The 15,029-nt window shown below is 62.7% G+C and carries 18 protein-coding genes; 8 read left to right on the top strand and 10 right to left on the bottom strand.

Annotated features, from left to right (window positions below):
- Positions 1 to 40 precede the first annotated feature (40 nt).
- The 8 genes from CLV78_RS11830 to CLV78_RS11795 form a co-directional block, all read right to left on the bottom strand.
- Positions 41 to 535: a YcgN family cysteine cluster protein gene (locus CLV78_RS11830; protein WP_106205027.1), complete on the bottom strand. Its 495-nt coding sequence runs from the start codon at positions 533 to 535 to the stop codon at positions 41 to 43.
- Positions 525 to 1,523 (bottom strand): bifunctional riboflavin kinase/FAD synthetase, encoded by a 999-nt coding sequence (locus tag CLV78_RS11825; RefSeq protein ID WP_106205026.1) that lies wholly within the window; start codon positions 1,521 to 1,523, stop codon positions 525 to 527. Before CLV78_RS11825 ends, CLV78_RS11830 begins: the two co-directional genes overlap by 11 nt.
- A gap of 58 nt (positions 1,524 to 1,581) precedes the next feature.
- Positions 1,582 to 2,025 carry a MaoC family dehydratase gene (locus CLV78_RS11820; protein WP_170111667.1) on the bottom strand — a complete coding sequence of 148 codons (444 nt, stop codon included), beginning with the start codon at positions 2,023 to 2,025 and terminating at the stop codon, positions 1,582 to 1,584.
- A gap of 241 nt (positions 2,026 to 2,266) precedes the next feature.
- Positions 2,267 to 3,136: a TIGR01459 family HAD-type hydrolase gene (locus CLV78_RS11815; RefSeq protein WP_106205024.1), complete on the bottom strand. Its 870-nt coding sequence runs from the start codon at positions 3,134 to 3,136 to the stop codon at positions 2,267 to 2,269.
- A 96-nt stretch (positions 3,137 to 3,232) separates the two neighbouring features.
- On the bottom strand, positions 3,233 to 4,657 hold the full coding sequence (locus tag CLV78_RS11810; RefSeq protein ID WP_106205023.1) for a coniferyl aldehyde dehydrogenase: 1,425 nt from the start codon (positions 4,655 to 4,657) through the stop codon (positions 3,233 to 3,235).
- 243 nt (positions 4,658 to 4,900) lie between these two features.
- The gene (locus CLV78_RS11805; protein ID WP_106205022.1) at positions 4,901 to 5,821 is read right to left on the bottom strand and encodes a manganese-dependent inorganic pyrophosphatase; all 921 of its coding nucleotides are present in this window, start codon (positions 5,819 to 5,821) and stop codon (positions 4,901 to 4,903) included.
- A 769-nt stretch (positions 5,822 to 6,590) separates the two neighbouring features.
- On the bottom strand, positions 6,591 to 6,842 hold the full coding sequence (locus CLV78_RS11800; RefSeq protein WP_106205021.1) for a hypothetical protein: 252 nt from the start codon (positions 6,840 to 6,842) through the stop codon (positions 6,591 to 6,593).
- Between the two features lie 524 nt (positions 6,843 to 7,366).
- A complete protein-coding gene (locus tag CLV78_RS11795) occupies positions 7,367 to 8,707 on the bottom strand; it encodes a glycosyltransferase family 4 protein (protein WP_245925007.1) in 1,341 nt (446 codons plus the stop codon).
- Between the two features lie 233 nt (positions 8,708 to 8,940).
- Between CLV78_RS11795 and groES the strand changes: the two genes are divergently transcribed.
- From groES to CLV78_RS11780, 3 genes are all read left to right on the top strand, one after another.
- Positions 8,941 to 9,228, top strand: a complete 288-nt coding sequence (groES, locus tag CLV78_RS11790) for a co-chaperone GroES (protein WP_106205019.1) — start codon at positions 8,941 to 8,943, stop codon at positions 9,226 to 9,228.
- A gap of 56 nt (positions 9,229 to 9,284) precedes the next feature.
- Entirely contained in the window at positions 9,285 to 10,937 is a 1,653-nt protein-coding gene (gene groL, locus CLV78_RS11785; protein WP_106205018.1) for a chaperonin GroEL, read from the top strand.
- 120 nt (positions 10,938 to 11,057) lie between these two features.
- On the top strand, positions 11,058 to 11,984 hold the full coding sequence (locus CLV78_RS11780; RefSeq protein ID WP_106205017.1) for a GGDEF domain-containing protein: 927 nt from the start codon (positions 11,058 to 11,060) through the stop codon (positions 11,982 to 11,984).
- Here the strand turns inward: CLV78_RS11780 and CLV78_RS11775 are convergent.
- Both CLV78_RS11775 and CLV78_RS11770 read right to left on the bottom strand, forming a co-directional pair.
- Positions 11,950 to 12,405 (bottom strand): NUDIX domain-containing protein, encoded by a 456-nt coding sequence (locus CLV78_RS11775; protein ID WP_106205016.1) that lies wholly within the window; start codon positions 12,403 to 12,405, stop codon positions 11,950 to 11,952. The genes CLV78_RS11780 and CLV78_RS11775 overlap by 35 nt on opposite strands.
- A gap of 168 nt (positions 12,406 to 12,573) precedes the next feature.
- Positions 12,574 to 12,810 carry a hypothetical protein gene (locus CLV78_RS11770; RefSeq protein WP_106205015.1) on the bottom strand — a complete coding sequence of 79 codons (237 nt, stop codon included), beginning with the start codon at positions 12,808 to 12,810 and terminating at the stop codon, positions 12,574 to 12,576.
- Between the two features lie 277 nt (positions 12,811 to 13,087).
- On the opposite strand from CLV78_RS11770, the gene CLV78_RS11765 reads away from it, so the two are divergent.
- The 5 genes from CLV78_RS11765 (at position 13,088) to CLV78_RS11745 (ending at position 15,026) form a co-directional block, all read left to right on the top strand.
- Complete coding sequence (locus tag CLV78_RS11765) at positions 13,088 to 13,639, top strand: M48 family metallopeptidase (protein ID WP_245925006.1); 552 nt, start codon at positions 13,088 to 13,090, stop codon at positions 13,637 to 13,639.
- 76 nt (positions 13,640 to 13,715) lie between these two features.
- Positions 13,716 to 13,991, top strand: coding sequence for a DUF6455 family protein (locus CLV78_RS11760; protein WP_106205013.1), 276 nt, complete (start codon positions 13,716 to 13,718; stop codon positions 13,989 to 13,991).
- A 15-nt stretch (positions 13,992 to 14,006) separates the two neighbouring features.
- Positions 14,007 to 14,270, top strand: a complete 264-nt coding sequence (locus CLV78_RS11755) for a DUF6455 family protein (protein ID WP_106205012.1) — start codon at positions 14,007 to 14,009, stop codon at positions 14,268 to 14,270.
- Positions 14,271 to 14,331: 61 nt separating this feature from the next.
- Positions 14,332 to 14,682, top strand: coding sequence for a YigZ family protein (locus tag CLV78_RS11750; RefSeq protein ID WP_106205011.1), 351 nt, complete (start codon positions 14,332 to 14,334; stop codon positions 14,680 to 14,682).
- A gap of 56 nt (positions 14,683 to 14,738) precedes the next feature.
- Positions 14,739 to 15,026, top strand: a complete 288-nt coding sequence (locus CLV78_RS11745; protein WP_211300984.1) for a hypothetical protein — start codon at positions 14,739 to 14,741, stop codon at positions 15,024 to 15,026.
- The last annotated feature ends 3 nt before the right edge of the window (positions 15,027 to 15,029 follow it).

Here is a 15,029-nt window from a genome sequence, read left to right as displayed (position 1 = left end):
GCGGTTGGAAAGGGCGGTGCCCAGCGGGGCAGCACGACCGTCAGAGGTCGCCCTCGATGAGGTAATCCTCCCAGTCCTCATCCGAGACGTCCCACTCCGAGACGGTCATCCCCTGTACCGATACCCCGGCTTCGTGCACGGAGTTCGGATCACCCGTGATCAACGGGTGCCAGTTGTAGAGTGGCTTGCCCTCCGCCAGGAGCCGGTAGGCGCAGGACTTCGGCATCCAGTAGGCGGCCTCGTTGATTGTTCCGGGCGACAGCGTCACGCAATCAGGCACGAACTGGTGGCGAATTTCATAGTGCGAGCACCGGCAGGTCGCGTCATCGAGCAGCCGGCAGGCGACGCGGGTGAAGGCAATCTCCTGCGTGTCTTCGTCCTCAAGTTTGTTCAGGCAGCACTTGCCGCAGCCGTCACACAGCGCCTCCCATTCCGCGCTTGTCATCTCTGACAACGGTACACGCTCCCAGAAACGGGTCCGCAGCTTGGCGCGCGCGGTCTTGCGTTGGGGTGGCCGTGCCTTGCTACGTGACATCGTGCGCGTTTCGTCCAAAGGCCCAACCCCGAAAGCCACCTTCGGGCAGGGCAGACAGGATTTCGCGCGCTCTGCACTCGTCCGCGCCCATCTGCGCAACCAGCCCATCGACGCCATCGAACCGTTGCTCCGGTCGTAGGTACTCCACGAGACCGACCGACAGGTGGTCGCCGTAGAGGTCCCCGTCGAAATCGAACAGGAACGTTTCGATATTCGGTGTGTTCTCGCCAAACATGGGCCGGGTGCCGAGAGAGGCGACACCATGGTAGTTGCCAGCATGAGGGCCTGTCACAACCTCGATCAACACCGCATAGACGCCGTGCCGCGGCTGGTGCAGGCCGGAAATGTCCATGTTGGCCGTCGGGTAGCCAAGGGTTCGCCCGCGCTTTTCTCCGTGGATGACCGGCCCATCGATGCGGTGCCAGTGCCCCAGCATCGCCGCGGCCTTGTCCGGGAACCCATCCCGCAAGGCCACGCGGATCGCGGTCGACGACACCCTTTCACCGCCGTTCTCCAACCCCAGCAACGCGGCAACCTGAACGTCGAATCCGTTAAGTTGCCCGGCTGTCCGAAGTGTGTCGACATTGCCCGTGCGACCCTTGCCGTAGCAGAAGTCCGCGCCGACGGTCACGCCCGCGACGCCCAACCCGCGTGTGAGGACCGTTTCGCAGAAGGCGGTATCCGACAGGGCATACAGCGGCGTGTCGAATGGAAGCTGATACAGGATGTCGACGCCCAGCTTCTCCAGCCGGTGGGCCTTGGCCTCCGCGTTCATCAGCCGAAATGGCGGCGCATCGGGCTGGAACACTTCCCTCGGATGCGGCTCGAAGGTAAGCACCGCCAGTGGCGCGCCCTTGACCTGCGCGGCTTGCCGCGTGAGCGCCAGAACCGCCTGGTGGCCCTTGTGCACACCGTCGAAGTTCCCGATCGCGGCAAAGGCGCCTCGGTCCGCGTCGGTGACCTGGGAAAGGGATGTGATCCGCCTCATGGCGCTTCCCCTAGCCGCGCAGGCTGTGGAGCGCAAGCGGCGGATCGCGGGGCTGGTGTCAGTCGAGCTTGCGGGAGGGCGCGAGCACGTTGGCCTCTCCGCGCAGAACGACCTGATCACCGATCTTCGCTTCTGTGAACAGTTTCACCCGACGCTTCTTGTGATCGATTTCTGCGACCTCGACTTCCACGAGGACAATATCGCCCGGACGCACGGGGGCCATGAACTTCAGCGTCTGCCCGAGGTAGACCGTTCCATGCCCGGGAAGCTGCTCCCCGATGACGGCGGAGATCAAACCGGCAGTCAGCATGCCGTGGGCGATCCGGCCCTGGAACATGGTCTCCTTGGCGTATTCCTCGTCAAGATGGACAGGATTGCGGTCGGTGGAGACCTCGGCGAACTTCTCGATGTCCTCGTCCGTGATCAGTTTGGTCAGATCACGTTTCATCCCGATTTCCAGATCCTCAAGGAAGATCGTGTGGCGGATATCATTGTCGAGCATCATGTCGGTCCTTTGCACTATGCTACGGATTTCCTACCCGAAATCGATTTCTGCTGCAATGCAGAAAGTAACGATCGGCAATATGCAATCATGAAACGCGCAACAAAATTTCGCAGATTTGCGAATGAGTCGGGGTGGAACCTGCGAATCTGCAAATCGCTGCGTGGCAGCGCAAACATCGCTGCATTGCGGCGCTAACAGGCAGATTTCAATGCAGAACTGTTGAGAGCCGGCCGGCCGTTCAGCGCAGGAATCCCATCGCGTAGGTGACCGAAACCTGATGCTCGCGCAGGTAGTCCGACAGCGCCCTCGGCTCAGGTTGACGTTTCGTCCGCGTCTCTTTTGCCGCAAGGCCGCCGGTGATGAAAAGGACGTCAAGTCCCTCGCCGACGGCGCCTCTCACGTCGGTGACGATGCCGTCGCCGATGCAAACGATTCGATCATCGGGGACCTCCGCAACCTCGGCGAGGCGCCTGCGGGCGAGGTCGTAGATCGCGGGATGCGGTTTGCCGAAATAGAGGCTCTCGCCACCCATTTCGGTATAGAGCCGCGCCAGGGCGCCGGCGCACCACTCCCGGCTGTCGCCACGGTCGACAACAATATCGGGGTTGGCGCAGAGCAGCTTCAATCCCCTGGTCTTGGCATAGAGGAAGTCCGGCCGGTTCACGTCCGGGTCCGCCTTGGCGTCGAAGGGGCCGGTGCAGACGATCCCCTCGGCCTCCTGCAGGGGTACGCGGGTGATCTCGACAGGATTGTCGATCATGTGCAGAGGCTCGTAGAACGCCAGGTCCCGTTGCTCGCCAATGTGGTATACCTTGTTCCCTATCGCACCGGAGAACAGTGCCAGGCGGGCGGAATCGCCGGACGTGGCGATCGTGTCATAGGCGTCTTCGGGCACGTTGAAGTGCTTTAGCTGTTCGGCCACGGAGGCGCGCGGGCGCGGCGCATTGGTCAGCAGGACCACCTTGCCACCCTCGGCGCGAAAGGCGCGGCAGGCGGCAACGGCCTCCTCGTAAGCCGTGATGCCGTTGTGCATGCAGCCCCAGAGGTCCACGAAGGCAGCGTCATACATGGAGGAGATATCGGCGAAGGTCTCGATGATGCGGGTCATGGGGTCTCCGGAGCCTGTGTCGGGCGCAAACCGCACCCCTTGTCGGGGCTATAGCCCAGCCCGGCACGCGTCGGTAGGGGGTGCGTGCGTGGCGCCTCAGCGCAGCATCAGTCGACGCACCAGTTTGGCCAGCGATCCGTAGGGCGGGCGCAACAGCCGGGCGCCGTGGCGCCTGCCGGGGTGAAAGACGCCCTTGGCGTGGCTCAAGCGGCGGAATCCTTCCACGCCGTGATAGGCGCCGATCCCACTGTCGCCGACACCGCCGAACGGCAACGTGTCGACGGCATAGTGAAGGAGCGTACCGTTGACGGTGACATTGCCGCTGGTGGTCCCGGCAAGCACGCGGTCGATGGCAGTCCTGTCCTTGCCATAGACATAGAGGGCGAGGGGCCGCGACCCGCGGTTCACGCGTTCGATGGCAGCCTCGATAGAGCCGATGGAAAGGACGGGCAGCAGCGGGCCGAAGATCTCCTCCTGCATGATGAGCATGTCGTCCGTGGCATTCAGAACCAGCGTCGGCGCCATCGCGCGAGGATGGGCGCCCTCGTGGGCAGAGAGGACGGGGTGGATCTCGGCCCCCTTTGCGGCTGCATCCGCCAGCAACGCGTTCAGCCGCGCATGATGGCGGGCCGAGGCGATGGTTGTCAGCGCGGGGTCTGCAAGCCCCCCGGGAAAACTGCGTTCGATGGCGGCGGTGAAAGCCTCGATGAAGGCCGGTACGCGGTTTTCTGGCAGCAGAAGGTAGTCCGGCGCGATGCAGGTCTGCCCTGCGTTGGCGGTCTTGCCGAAAGCGATGTCCCCGGCGGCCAGCACGAAATCCGCGTCATCGCAGAGGATCGCGGGCGACTTCCCACCAAGTTCCAGCGTGACCGGGGTCAGGTTTTCGGCCGCGGCCCGCATCACCCGGCGCCCCACGTCGGTGGAGCCGGTAAAGAACAGGTGGTCGAACGGCAAGGTTGTGAAGGCAGCCGCAAGCTCCGCATCACCGGTGATCGTGGCAACTTCATCGGGCGCGAATGCTCCATCCAGCATCTCCGCCAGCACATCGGCCGTCGCAGGGGCCAGTTCCGAGGTCTTCAGCATCACACGGTTGCCCGCTGCAAGTGCCGTGGCTAGCGGCACAAGCGCCAGCGCCACGGGATAGTTCCATGCCGACAAAATGCCGACGATCCCGACGGGCTGGTGATGCAGGACGGACTTTCCGGGCTGCATCAACATCGGCGTCGGCCGATGACGCGGCTTCATCCAGCGACCGAGATTGGCACGCATGTGGTTGATCGACTGTATCGTCGGGCCGATGTCGATGAGGTCGGTCTCGATCGGAGACCGGACCCCGAAATCTTCCTGCGCAGCCGCTTCCAGTCGCGCGCGATTGCCCAGAATGGCACCCTTGAGCCTCTTCAGGGCGGCACGGCGGTGGGCGAGGTCGGGGGCGCCGTGGCGCAGGAAGGCCGCGCGCTGGATCTCCAGGATTGGTGCGCCGGCACGGTTGCGCAGGTCGGTTGCGGATCCATCTGGCATGGCCGGTTCTCCCATGTGCTACATCGAGGATGCTGCCAGCCCAAGGGGCGGTCAATCGGTGCCGTCGCGCAACTGGCGCGCGAATGGTCACGGGGGCTTTCCGACACGATCCCGTTGTATGCGGGCGAAAGGGAGGATGACGCTCTATCGTTCGGAGCTGTCACTTCAAAAGGAAACGCCCGGCCGTGAAGCCGGGCGTTCGACATGTCTAAGACGCGTTAAACACGCGGATCGGGTGCGCGATCAGACCTTCAGGTTCGGAATGATCTGCTTCTTGCGGCTAAGGATGCCCGGCAGGACCACGGAATCACCTTCGACCGTGGCGCCGAAGCTCTTCTCCGCCACGGCTTTCACGACATCGTTCGGGATCAGCAGGGTCGCTTCTTCCTTCAGGATATCGATGACGAACATCAGCACGTGATCGACGCCGTCCTCCTCGCAGACGGACTTCATGGTCTCGAAAATGCTGTCCTTGCGGTCGAGCGGAATGGACGGGGAGGTGGTTTCCAGCACCGAGACCCGGAACTTGACGCCATCGACCTCGTTGATCTTCGAGTCCATCCGGATCAGTTCCGCGTCCGAGAACGCGGAGACGTCGGATTTCGCGGCGAACATTTCCGCAGCATAGTCGGAGATGTCGATGCCGAGATCTCGTGCAAGCTGCTCTGCCAGCACGCGGTCCACGTCGGTCGTGGTCGGGGAGCGGAACTCCATCGTGTCGCTGAGAATGCAGGAGAGCATCGCGCCCTTGATCGCATCGGGCATGGCGTTGCGGCTCTCGCCCATCAGGTCATTCATGATCGTGGCCGTGCAGGCCAGTGGACGCATGGTGATGTCGATCGGACCCTTGGTTTCGATGCCGCCGGTCAGTTTGTGGTGATCGATGATCTGCAGCAGGTCGCAGGAGTTGATGTCGTCTGGCAGTTCCGCCGGATTGTTGGTGTCGACCACGACACAGGGTTCTCCTTCGCCAGCCGCCTCTATGATCTCCGGCTTGTCGAGGTTCCAGCGCTCCAGCATGAAGGCAGCCTCGGTGTTGGGTTCGCCCAGCAGCTTGGCCTCGGCCGGGGTGCCTTTGATCTCGGAAAGATACCAGGCCCAGATGATCGGAGAGCCGGTGGAATCGGTGTCGGGGGCCTTGTGGCCAAAAACCTTGATGGTCATGAGTATGGTCCGTCGTCAGGATTGGAAAATCGCGGCCCTTATAGGGGCGGGCGATGCGCCTGTCATGGGGCGATTGAGCGCGGTGGCCTCCGAACATGATGCCGTTCGGCGGAGGACTGGCTCGAATTGCCCGGAATACGGTGCCTCCAAGCGGGAGCCAATCTGAAGCGCTCACGACTGTCGGCGCGCGAAAGGTTGGCCAGCGCTGACCACTCCGGGCTTTCATTGCACCGTGCCGACCGCCCGCTCGAAGGACCTACGACCCGGCGCTGGGGTGGCAAAACTCACGCACCTTTTCCGCCATTGATGAACACAGGATGGCAGTTGCTCCTGACGCGCTGTTGCGTGGGCGAGCTCCTGTTGGGGTTCGCTGTGGCCAACGACGGAAAAACAGGGTTAGGCAAGAGTGCCGCAATGGCATTGATGGTGCGACGCTTTCGTGAGGCGATGAAGGCCGCATGAGGCCTTCAGGTCGCAAGTCGCGGTTGAAATGCCGGGCTGCAAGGGCTCGGACGGAAGGAGCGAAAGCCACAACGCTGCGATAGGCCTCGACCCAAATGTGCTGCCATCGATTTGTATTGCAGGGGCACAGTCCAGGCTGTCCTTGGTCACTACGGCAGACCCGTCCGGTGCTCAGAAAGCCGGAGCCAAGCCCAAAGCGTCCGAAGATTCTCAACGCGTGTCGCGTGCCGGAAGAAGCCGCCTTGGGCGCATTGGTGGTGTGTTGGGACACGATGCCATGCCGGGCTGCCGCCCGGCATGGCACGGGTCAGGGCAGGGGCATGGCCCTCAACCAGTGTGCGAAGCGCGGAACCCAGTCGCGCAGTCGTTCCGGAAGTGTCCGCCTGCGGCGGTCGGGGGGCGGATCGGCCGCGATTTCACGCAGCATTGCCGCGACCTCGGCGCGGACGGCCCGGCTTGGGGGCAGTGCGACGTGATTGATTTCCGGATGCTCGTCCGGGCCGTGGATCTCAGTGAATCTTCCGGCCAGAATGGCCGCTTCGAATAGGGGCGTGGTCATGGTGTTTCTCGTGAATCTGATGATGATCAAGGGAGAAGGCTGCCTTGCGCGGGTTCGACCGGCGGCAGGTCCGACGGAGTGTTCGAAGAATATTGGTCATGGAAAGGATCTCCTTTTTTTCGCGAAACGCTTGGATTGTCGGCAAGCCGACGGGTTGGGGATGTTGAACCGCTGAAGCGGTCGTGGTGTCAGACGGTGATATGCAAGGACGTCAGCGACGGACGCAGCAAGAGTGCGTCAGGCAGGTCGCGATGTCGGGTTTGTAGTGAGGAAGGGACCAGCAACAACGTGCCGGTCGGCGAGATCAGGAACGGCAGTTCCGGGTTTGTTGGATCATCATCATGTGCTTCCTCCTCGTTTGGTACGAGTTGGCGCTCGTTACCACGATCGACTTGATTTGTGAACCGCCAACCTTCGGATTGTCGGTCTTTTTTGTCGCCTGGTCGTGAGCGCCATCGCGCCGGGCCAACCGATTGGGCGTTGAAACGGTGGTGTCGCCCGCCCCGCGCGTGGCAGGCTACTGTTCAGTCGAAATCGCCACGATCCCGGATCGGTTGCATCTCGATGAGGTCCCGGTAGTAACCAAGCGTCACCTTCGCCTTCTGGTCCCAGGTAAACCCGCTGACAGCGTAACGGTGAGCCTTTTCCGCCACTACCGTTTGCGGTTCCGGATCGAGAACACATTGCTCCATGCGCGCCCGGCAGGCGTCGACCATTTCGGACAGACCCGAGATCGGCAGGCGATGGCCGCGGCCATGCGCTGCAAGATGCCCGGGAGCGCCGTAGTCGGCCACGATGCAGGTCATCGCACTTGCCATCGCCTCGATCACGGCACCGGCGCCGAGTTCTCGGATGGAAGGAAACACGAAGGCATCGCAATCGCGCATTCGATCGGCAACGCCAGCTTGTGTCGTGTGCCCTTCAAAGTGAATCCGGTCAGCATTCCGTGTGCCCGCGGCAATGTCGCGAAGCCTACTGTACTCCGGCCCGTCGCCGACGATGTGCAGATGATGCGGAGCCAGGATCTCCGAATCCATGAAGGCCCTGATTGCGACTTCGGGGAGTTTGTAGGGCACCAGCCGCCCGACGAAGAGGAAGCGATGTGGGCCGGGTCCGGAAAAGGCGCGCGCGCGCCCGTCGGCGTGGAAGATCTGGGCGTCGAAACCGATCTCGGGGAAGTTGACCAGCTTTGAACGGTTCCGCGGCGCGATGTCGCGCGCGGTATGGTCGAATCCAGCGAGAATGAGGTCCGCCCTGGCGAAGGTCCGGCGCGCATAGGGCAGCCATTTGTGGGCACCGCGAAGGGCGCGCAGCCGTTCTCGTTCACGCTTCTGCTCTCCCCGGAATGCAGCCGGCCAGTCGAGGTTGCCGTTCAGCGGACCGATCACAAAGGGCGTGCCTGTCCTGCCTACGATGGCGCTGGGCATGGTCGGCGACATGGGTGTGATGCGGTGAACGATGTCGTAGGCTCCTTCGGCGAACTCTGTTCGAAAGACCTTTCGAACCTCGCGCTCAAACGCGAGGTAGGAGGGGTAGCTCATGATCATGCCGGTCGACCACGCTACCTCGTCGCCCCCCCTCAGCCAGGTGCCGAGCCGGTACAATGGCCGGGCAATGTACTCGTTGTCGATGTAGCGGAAGCGAAGCCCCGGTGGCGCGTGCTTCTCGATGTTTTCGCGGTTGCGGACATGGGTCGCAACGGTCACATTGGCATGCCGGGCCAGGGCGCATGCGTATTTGAATCCGACGATCGGAAGCGAGGGCCATTCCGGATTGCAATCGTCGGCCAGCAGGAGGACCTTCAATAGCGTTGCGCCGTTGTTGTCGGCTCCCGGGCCAGGTCGCGAGGGGACGTCTGGAGGCAAGGTGCGTGTCCTGCGGGGCGGTTGGACACGCCCCGGTTTGGTCCCGGAGGCATGGCCAGTCGGTCTTCGGGCGCACCCTAGCAGCCCGGGTCCGAAAGTATAGCCGCCGAAGCCGCCCGAAAACGCATCCGACCTGTTGACTCGTAACTGGCACTTGCCTACATCCCTCGCGTTAGCACTCGCTTCCAGTGAGTGACAAAACCGAAACAACAAGAATGTAGGAGCGTTCCGACATGGCATTTACTCCGCTGCATGACCGGGTCCTGGTCGAGCGTGTCGAAAGCGAAGAAAAAACCGCTGGCGGCCTGATCATCCCCGATTCTGCCAAGGAAAAGCCTGCCGAAGGCCTGGTCGTTGCCGTTGGTGCTGGCGCCAAGGACGAAGATGGCGAGCGCATCGCGATGGACGTCAAGGAAGGCGACAAGATCCTGTTCGGCAAGTGGTCCGGCACGGAAGTCACCGTCGACGGCAAAGAGCTGCTGATCATGAAGGAAAGCGACATCCTGGGTATCATTTCCTGATCCCGGCTATCGCGTCACCCTTTTCGGAAATACACAGAATTCAGGAGTAGCAACCAATGGCTGCTAAGGACGTCAAGTTCGAATCCGAAGCCCGCAACCGTATGCTTGCCGGCGTCAACATCCTCGCCGATGCGGTGAAGGTGACCCTCGGCCCGAAAGGCCGCAACGTCGTCATCGAGAAATCCTTCGGTGCCCCGCGCATCACCAAGGACGGTGTCTCGGTCGCCAAGGAAATCGAACTGGAGGACAAGTTCGAGAACATGGGCGCCCAGATGGTGAAGGAAGTTGCTTCCCGCACCAATGACGAAGCCGGCGACGGTACCACCACCGCCACCGTGCTTGCCCAGGCGATCATCCGCGAAGGTCTCAAGTCGGTTGCTGCCGGCATGAACCCGATGGACCTCAAGCGTGGTATCGACCTGGCCGTCGCCAAGGTCATCGAGACCATCAAATCCTCCGCTCGCGAAGTGAAGGATTCCGACGAGGTTGCGCAGGTTGGCACCATTTCCGCCAACGGCGAAGCCGAAATCGGTCGCCAGATCGCCGATGCGATGCAGAAGGTCGGCAACGAGGGTGTCATCACCGTCGAAGAGAACAAGGGCCTGGAGACCGAGACCGAGGTCGTCGAAGGTATGCAGTTCGACCGCGGCTACCTCTCCCCCTACTTCGTCACCAACCCGGACAAGATGATTGCCGATCTCGAAGACTGCATGATCCTGCTGCACGAGAAGAAGCTCTCCTCGCTGCAGCCGATGGTGCCGCTGCTCGAAACCGTCATCCAGTCCGGCAAGCCGCTCCTGATCATCGCTGAAGACGTCGAAGGCGAGGCCTTGGCCACGCTCGTCGTCAACAAGCTGCGTGGCGGCCTGAAGATCGCTGCCGTCAAGGCTCCGGGCTTCGGCGATCGCCGCAAGGCCATGCTGCAGGACATCGCGATCCTGACCGGCGGCCAGGTGATCTCCGAAGATCTGGGCATGAAGCTCGAGAATGTCACCATCGACATGCTCGGCACCGCCAAGAAGATCCAAATCACCAAGGACGAGACCACGATCGTCGACGGCAACGGCGAAAAGGCCGAGATCGAAGCCCGTGTGGCCCAGATCCGTCAGCAGATCGAGGAAACCTCCTCGGACTACGACCGTGAGAAGCTGCAAGAGCGTGTTGCCAAGCTGGCCGGCGGCGTTGCCGTCATCCGCGTGGGCGGCATGACCGAAGTGGAAGTGAAAGAGCGCAAGGACCGCGTGGACGATGCTCTGAACGCGACCCGTGCCGCTGTTCAGGAAGGCGTCGTCGTCGGTGGTGGTGTTGCCCTGATCCACGGTGCCAAGGAACTGGCCGGTCTGGAAGGCGCCAACGCCGATCAGAACGCCGGTATCGCCATCGTCCGCAAGGCGCTCGAAGCGCCGCTGCGTCAGATCGCCGAGAACTCCGGCGTCGACGGCTCGGTCGTGGCTGGCAAGATCCGCGAAAGCGACGATGCCTCCTTCGGCTTCAACGCTCAGTCCGAAGAGTATGGCGACATGCATGCCTTCGGCGTGATCGACCCGGCCAAGGTGGTTCGCACCGCCCTGGAAGACGCGGCGTCGGTTGCCTCGCTGCTGATCACGACCGAAGCCATGGTTGCCGACAAGCCCGAGAAGCCGGGTGCCGGAGGTGCCGCCGGCATGCCCGACATGGGCGGCATGGGCGGCATGGGCGGCATGATGTAATCATCCGCAGTCGGACTATCTGACGGAAGGGGCCGCATACGCGGCCCCTTTTCTTTTTAGGGAAGGATTGACCGGATCTTAAGAAGGGCGGGGCTATCCCAAGCGGGAAGGGATTTCGCCATGCGCCTGTATTCTCTCCTGAACCGCCTCTTCCCGGGGTCCTATGCGGCGAAGTTTGCCTGCGTCGTGGCGGTCGCGGTGGCGCTCCCGGCTCTGGCGGGGCTGCTGGTTCCGCGGCAAATGCCCGGCAGCACGGCGCTCATTCTCTGCGCGGCGCTTGCCGCCGCGATCTGGGGTGCGCAGGCTGTTTCGGCCCTGCTTGCGCCACTCGACCTTCTGAGCATATCACTTCGCCGGACTGAAGCCGGTCATCGAACCCGTCAAATCGAGTTTGGGGGCCATGACGAACTGGGATTGCTGATCGATAGCGCGAATTCACTCGCGGCGCGGCAGGCCGAAGTTCTCGACACTTCGGCTGGCGCAGCAGACCGGGACGTTTTGACGGGGTTGCTGAACCGTGAGGGCGTCGGGAAACGCGCGCCGGCGCGCAACCCCGGTGCGGTGCTGATTGTGGACGTGGACGGGTTTCGCAGTCTCAACGCCATACACGGCCGCGCAGAGGGCGACAGGGTTCTCCGCCAAACCGCCGATTTGCTGATGCAAACACTCCGAAGAGGCGACCTTGTGGCCCGCTATGGTGGTGACGAGTTCCTCGTGTGCCTTCCGAATGGCGCCACGGATGAGGCCGTCCGCGCTGCGGAACGATTGCGCATGGCAGCAGAGGACCGGTTGGCAATCTCCGGACACTCCCTGACCGTTTCCATTGGTGTCGCGACGGGGGAGGAGGCAGCAGATTTTGACGCGATGGCAGAGGCGGCAATGACTGCTGCCCGACAGGCAAGGGTCGCTGGCCGCAACAGGGTGCATGTGGCCAACGCTCCGACCGTTCCACAGGCCGCCGAAGCCGTTGTGTCGGCCGATGAGCCTGTGCTGTTGCATGCGCCCCCGGAGCCTAGCGCAGGATCAACTCCAGCGGATCGTAGGTGAAACTGTCATTCCAGGCCACGTCCGGCAGAGACCGCGGTCGCAACCTGTAGCCGTCGATGTCCCTACGCGAGACCCAAGTGCGTCGGGTCACGACCCTCTCTGGATCCTGCCAGTCATCGCGCAGCCGACCGCCCGCGAGCCGGCAGCGGAAAAAGACCTCGACCTGGTGGAATCCACTGGGCGGATCGTGAAACTCGTTGACCAGGCAGGGCAGGCCGACGTCAATCGCCAGCCCGGTTTCCTCCATGACTTCGCGGGCCAGATTGCCCGGCAGCGACTGACCCGGTTCCACGCCGCCGCCCGGAGCGCACCAGAGATCACTCTGCTCTCCCGGCCAGGCGTTGACGAGCAGCAGCTTGTCTTCGTGAAGAAGCAAGGCGCGTACGGCCAACCGCGGCATCAACTTGGCCTTGGGGGGCATATTCGTCTCCTTATGATCCGGCTATTGCAGTGGCGCTGGCATATCCGCGCTCCCTCGGATCAACTGGGATACCGGCGGGACCTCGATGCTGCCTTCCTCGGGTCGCGCGACCAACCGGGCCGCGCGTGGGAGTAAAAAGCTTCTCTCTCCGTTTGCTGTCGTAGAGGGCTACTCTACGCGGCGAATCTGGTAGATGCCTTCCGGCAGATCCAGTGCCGCCGTGAGGTCGTTCAATTGCCTGATGGACATCGTGATCTTCTGGACCTCGTCGGTGCGCGGATCGAGTTGCTCAATCGTCACGCAATCTTCGAACGCATTGATCGTGATGTCTTCGGACACCGGGGCTGGACCCTCGTCGATCAATGTGACAACGGTTGCGTCGAATTCGTGCTCGATTGTGAACATGCGCTGACCCCGCTCCTTGTCTGACAGGCAAGGCCGCCTGCGGTCCTTGCACCAGCACAATCGCGAGAGCGCGGTAGCGGCGCAAGGGCAAGCTGCTAGATTTGACCGAGTGGATGGAGACTTGCCCGTGCATCGACTGATTTCAACAATCCTTCTGTTGCTTCTTTCGGCGTGTGCCGGCCCGGTGCCGGGTCCGCAACCTGTGCCTGTTCGGCATTCACCCGAGGCCACACGGGCCCTCCAGCGGTTTGAGACGGTCATTGCCCGAGTGGCCCCGGTGGCCGAGGCTGAATGCAAGAAGCTGGGTATCGTCAGTTCCTGTGACCTGCAGATATTCGTCGATGATCGCCCCGGACTCGACGGCAACGCCTTCCAGACCCGCGATCGCTTCGGCCGCCCAGCCATTCTCTTCACGTTGCCGCTGCTGGTCGATGCCCGCAACGAAGATGAACTGGCCTTCATTCTTGCCCATGAGGCTGCGCACCAGATCGAAGGGCACATAGGCGCAACCGAGCGCAGCGCGGAGCAAGGCGCCATGATCTTCGGGTCGCTCGCCCAGGCACAGGGACAATCGCGGGCAGATATCGCCGCCGCGGCGGCTCTTGGTGCGCAGGTGGGAGCGCGGCGGTTCTCCAAGGTCCTGGAGCTCCGCGCAGACCGCCTCGGGACCGTGATCGCCGCCAGGGCGGGGTATGACCCAGTTCTGGGATCTGCCTATTTCGCGCGCATTCCCGACCCGGGAGATGAGTTTCTGGGCACGCACCCGCCAAACGCCGAGAGAAAGGCCCTTGTCCGAGAGGTCTCGGCGACGCTCGCCCGACAGCCTTGACCTGTATCAAGGCGCGTTTGCCCGTCTGGTGCATGTTGGCCCCAAGTCAAAAAACGGGAAACTCGGGACATACGTCATGAAACCACTGGGATCCGAGCGCGAGCACTACTGGCTGGCGCTATCGATGGCCAAGGCCGCAGGGGTCGATCTGCAAGCTGCAATCGACGACGGCCGGTTCGACCAGAAAAGCTGGGCGGCCACAGTGCAACGGTGCCGTGGATGTGAGTGGGGCAGCGAGTGCAAATACTGGTTGCGCGAGCACCACGAGATCGACAGCGCCCCCGCGACCTGCGCGAACGCCGGTCTTTTCGATGACCTCAAGGCATTGAAAGAGGTGCAGAAACCCTCCTGACGCGGGAAAGAGACCATGGGTTGCCCGGGCGATACCGATTTCCACTTCTGGCTCACGCGGAGCGTCGGCCGTACCATCGGATTGAACTTCAGCGCCGCGATGGACGAAGGACGTTTGAGTGCGGAGGAATACCTCGACCTGGTTCGGGCCTGTTCGGCGTGCTCCCATGTCGCGTCGTGTCAGCACTGGCTGGCCGGGCAGGGCGGGCCGGCACTGTCTGCGCAGGCGCCTGATTTTTGCCGGAACGGTACGGCGCTCGATGCACTGAAACCACACTGATCCTCTTTTCCTTGGCACGCCGCCATGCCATCGTCCGAGGCTTCGATACCAGGGGAACTGCATGGAGATCTTCGAGGGCTTTCTGACCGATCGCGGGTCCAAATACGCGGTGTCGGGCGGACCCGTAGGCGATCGAGCAGGGGCGCAAGACTTCCTGAAGGCCCTGTGCCGAAAGAAGAAGTTCGCCAAGGCCACGCACAACACATGGGCTGTACTGCTGCCCGACGGCCCGCTCAAGAACGATGACGGCGAGAGCGGGGCGGGCATGGTCATCCTGCGTATGTTGGAACGCGAAGGCTTGGAAGGGCACATCGTCGTGGTGACGCGCTGGTACGGCGGCGTGAAACTGGGCGGCGATCGGTTCCGCAGGGTGCAGGACGCCGTGCGCTACTACCTCGATAATCGTGGCTGATGGCTGAGGTGGCGCGGTTCCGTGCTAGGGTGGGGCATTCAACAGGAGGTATTCCCATGCGACTGCCCATACTACTTGCCCTTCCCGCGTTTCTGATGGCCTGCGAAACGCCTGCGCCCGCGACGTCAGATTTGCCCTTGTTCGGCAACGGATACCGTGCCGATGGCGACCAATGCCGCCGGGTGGGTGAAAATGGCTACACCAACCAGTTCCTGGATGATGCGGCCGACCTCGTTGCCTGTCCTGAGGACTACGAAGGCGTCGGTGTTTTCGTGACGGACACCGGCGCGGTGCAGGTGGCCGCCTACCAGGGGTATATCCTGTACTCCGTGCCCCGTCGCTGAGCG

The organism is Aliiruegeria haliotis (assembly GCF_003003255.1).
Lineage (GTDB): Bacteria > Pseudomonadota > Alphaproteobacteria > Rhodobacterales > Rhodobacteraceae > Tropicimonas > Tropicimonas haliotis.
The sequence above is the reverse complement of the archived record's forward strand: the minus strand, read 5'-3'. Positions and strand labels throughout refer to the sequence as shown.

Coding starts and splice junctions, on each gene's coding strand:
- CLV78_RS11830 (WP_106205027.1), bottom strand. CDS start 535: ATGTCACGTAGCAAGGCACGGCCACCCCAACGCAAGACCGCGCGCGCC.
- CLV78_RS11825 (WP_106205026.1), bottom strand. CDS start 1,523: ATGAGGCGGATCACATCCCTTTCCCAGGTCACCGACGCGGACCGAGGC.
- CLV78_RS11820 (WP_170111667.1), bottom strand. CDS start 2,025: ATGCTCGACAATGATATCCGCCACACGATCTTCCTTGAGGATCTGGAA.
- CLV78_RS11815 (WP_106205024.1), bottom strand. CDS start 3,136: ATGACCCGCATCATCGAGACCTTCGCCGATATCTCCTCCATGTATGAC.
- CLV78_RS11810 (WP_106205023.1), bottom strand. CDS start 4,657: ATGCCAGATGGATCCGCAACCGACCTGCGCAACCGTGCCGGCGCACCA.
- CLV78_RS11805 (WP_106205022.1), bottom strand. CDS start 5,821: ATGACCATCAAGGTTTTTGGCCACAAGGCCCCCGACACCGATTCCACC.
- CLV78_RS11800 (WP_106205021.1), bottom strand. CDS start 6,842: ATGACCACGCCCCTATTCGAAGCGGCCATTCTGGCCGGAAGATTCACT.
- groES (WP_106205019.1), top strand. CDS start 8,941: ATGGCATTTACTCCGCTGCATGACCGGGTCCTGGTCGAGCGTGTCGAA.
- groL (WP_106205018.1), top strand. CDS start 9,285: ATGGCTGCTAAGGACGTCAAGTTCGAATCCGAAGCCCGCAACCGTATG.
- CLV78_RS11780 (WP_106205017.1), top strand. CDS start 11,058: ATGCGCCTGTATTCTCTCCTGAACCGCCTCTTCCCGGGGTCCTATGCG.
- CLV78_RS11775 (WP_106205016.1), bottom strand. CDS start 12,405: ATGCCCCCCAAGGCCAAGTTGATGCCGCGGTTGGCCGTACGCGCCTTG.
- CLV78_RS11770 (WP_106205015.1), bottom strand. CDS start 12,810: ATGTTCACAATCGAGCACGAATTCGACGCAACCGTTGTCACATTGATC.
- CLV78_RS11760 (WP_106205013.1), top strand. CDS start 13,716: ATGAAACCACTGGGATCCGAGCGCGAGCACTACTGGCTGGCGCTATCG.
- CLV78_RS11755 (WP_106205012.1), top strand. CDS start 14,007: ATGGGTTGCCCGGGCGATACCGATTTCCACTTCTGGCTCACGCGGAGC.
- CLV78_RS11750 (WP_106205011.1), top strand. CDS start 14,332: ATGGAGATCTTCGAGGGCTTTCTGACCGATCGCGGGTCCAAATACGCG.
- CLV78_RS11745 (WP_211300984.1), top strand. CDS start 14,739: ATGCGACTGCCCATACTACTTGCCCTTCCCGCGTTTCTGATGGCCTGC.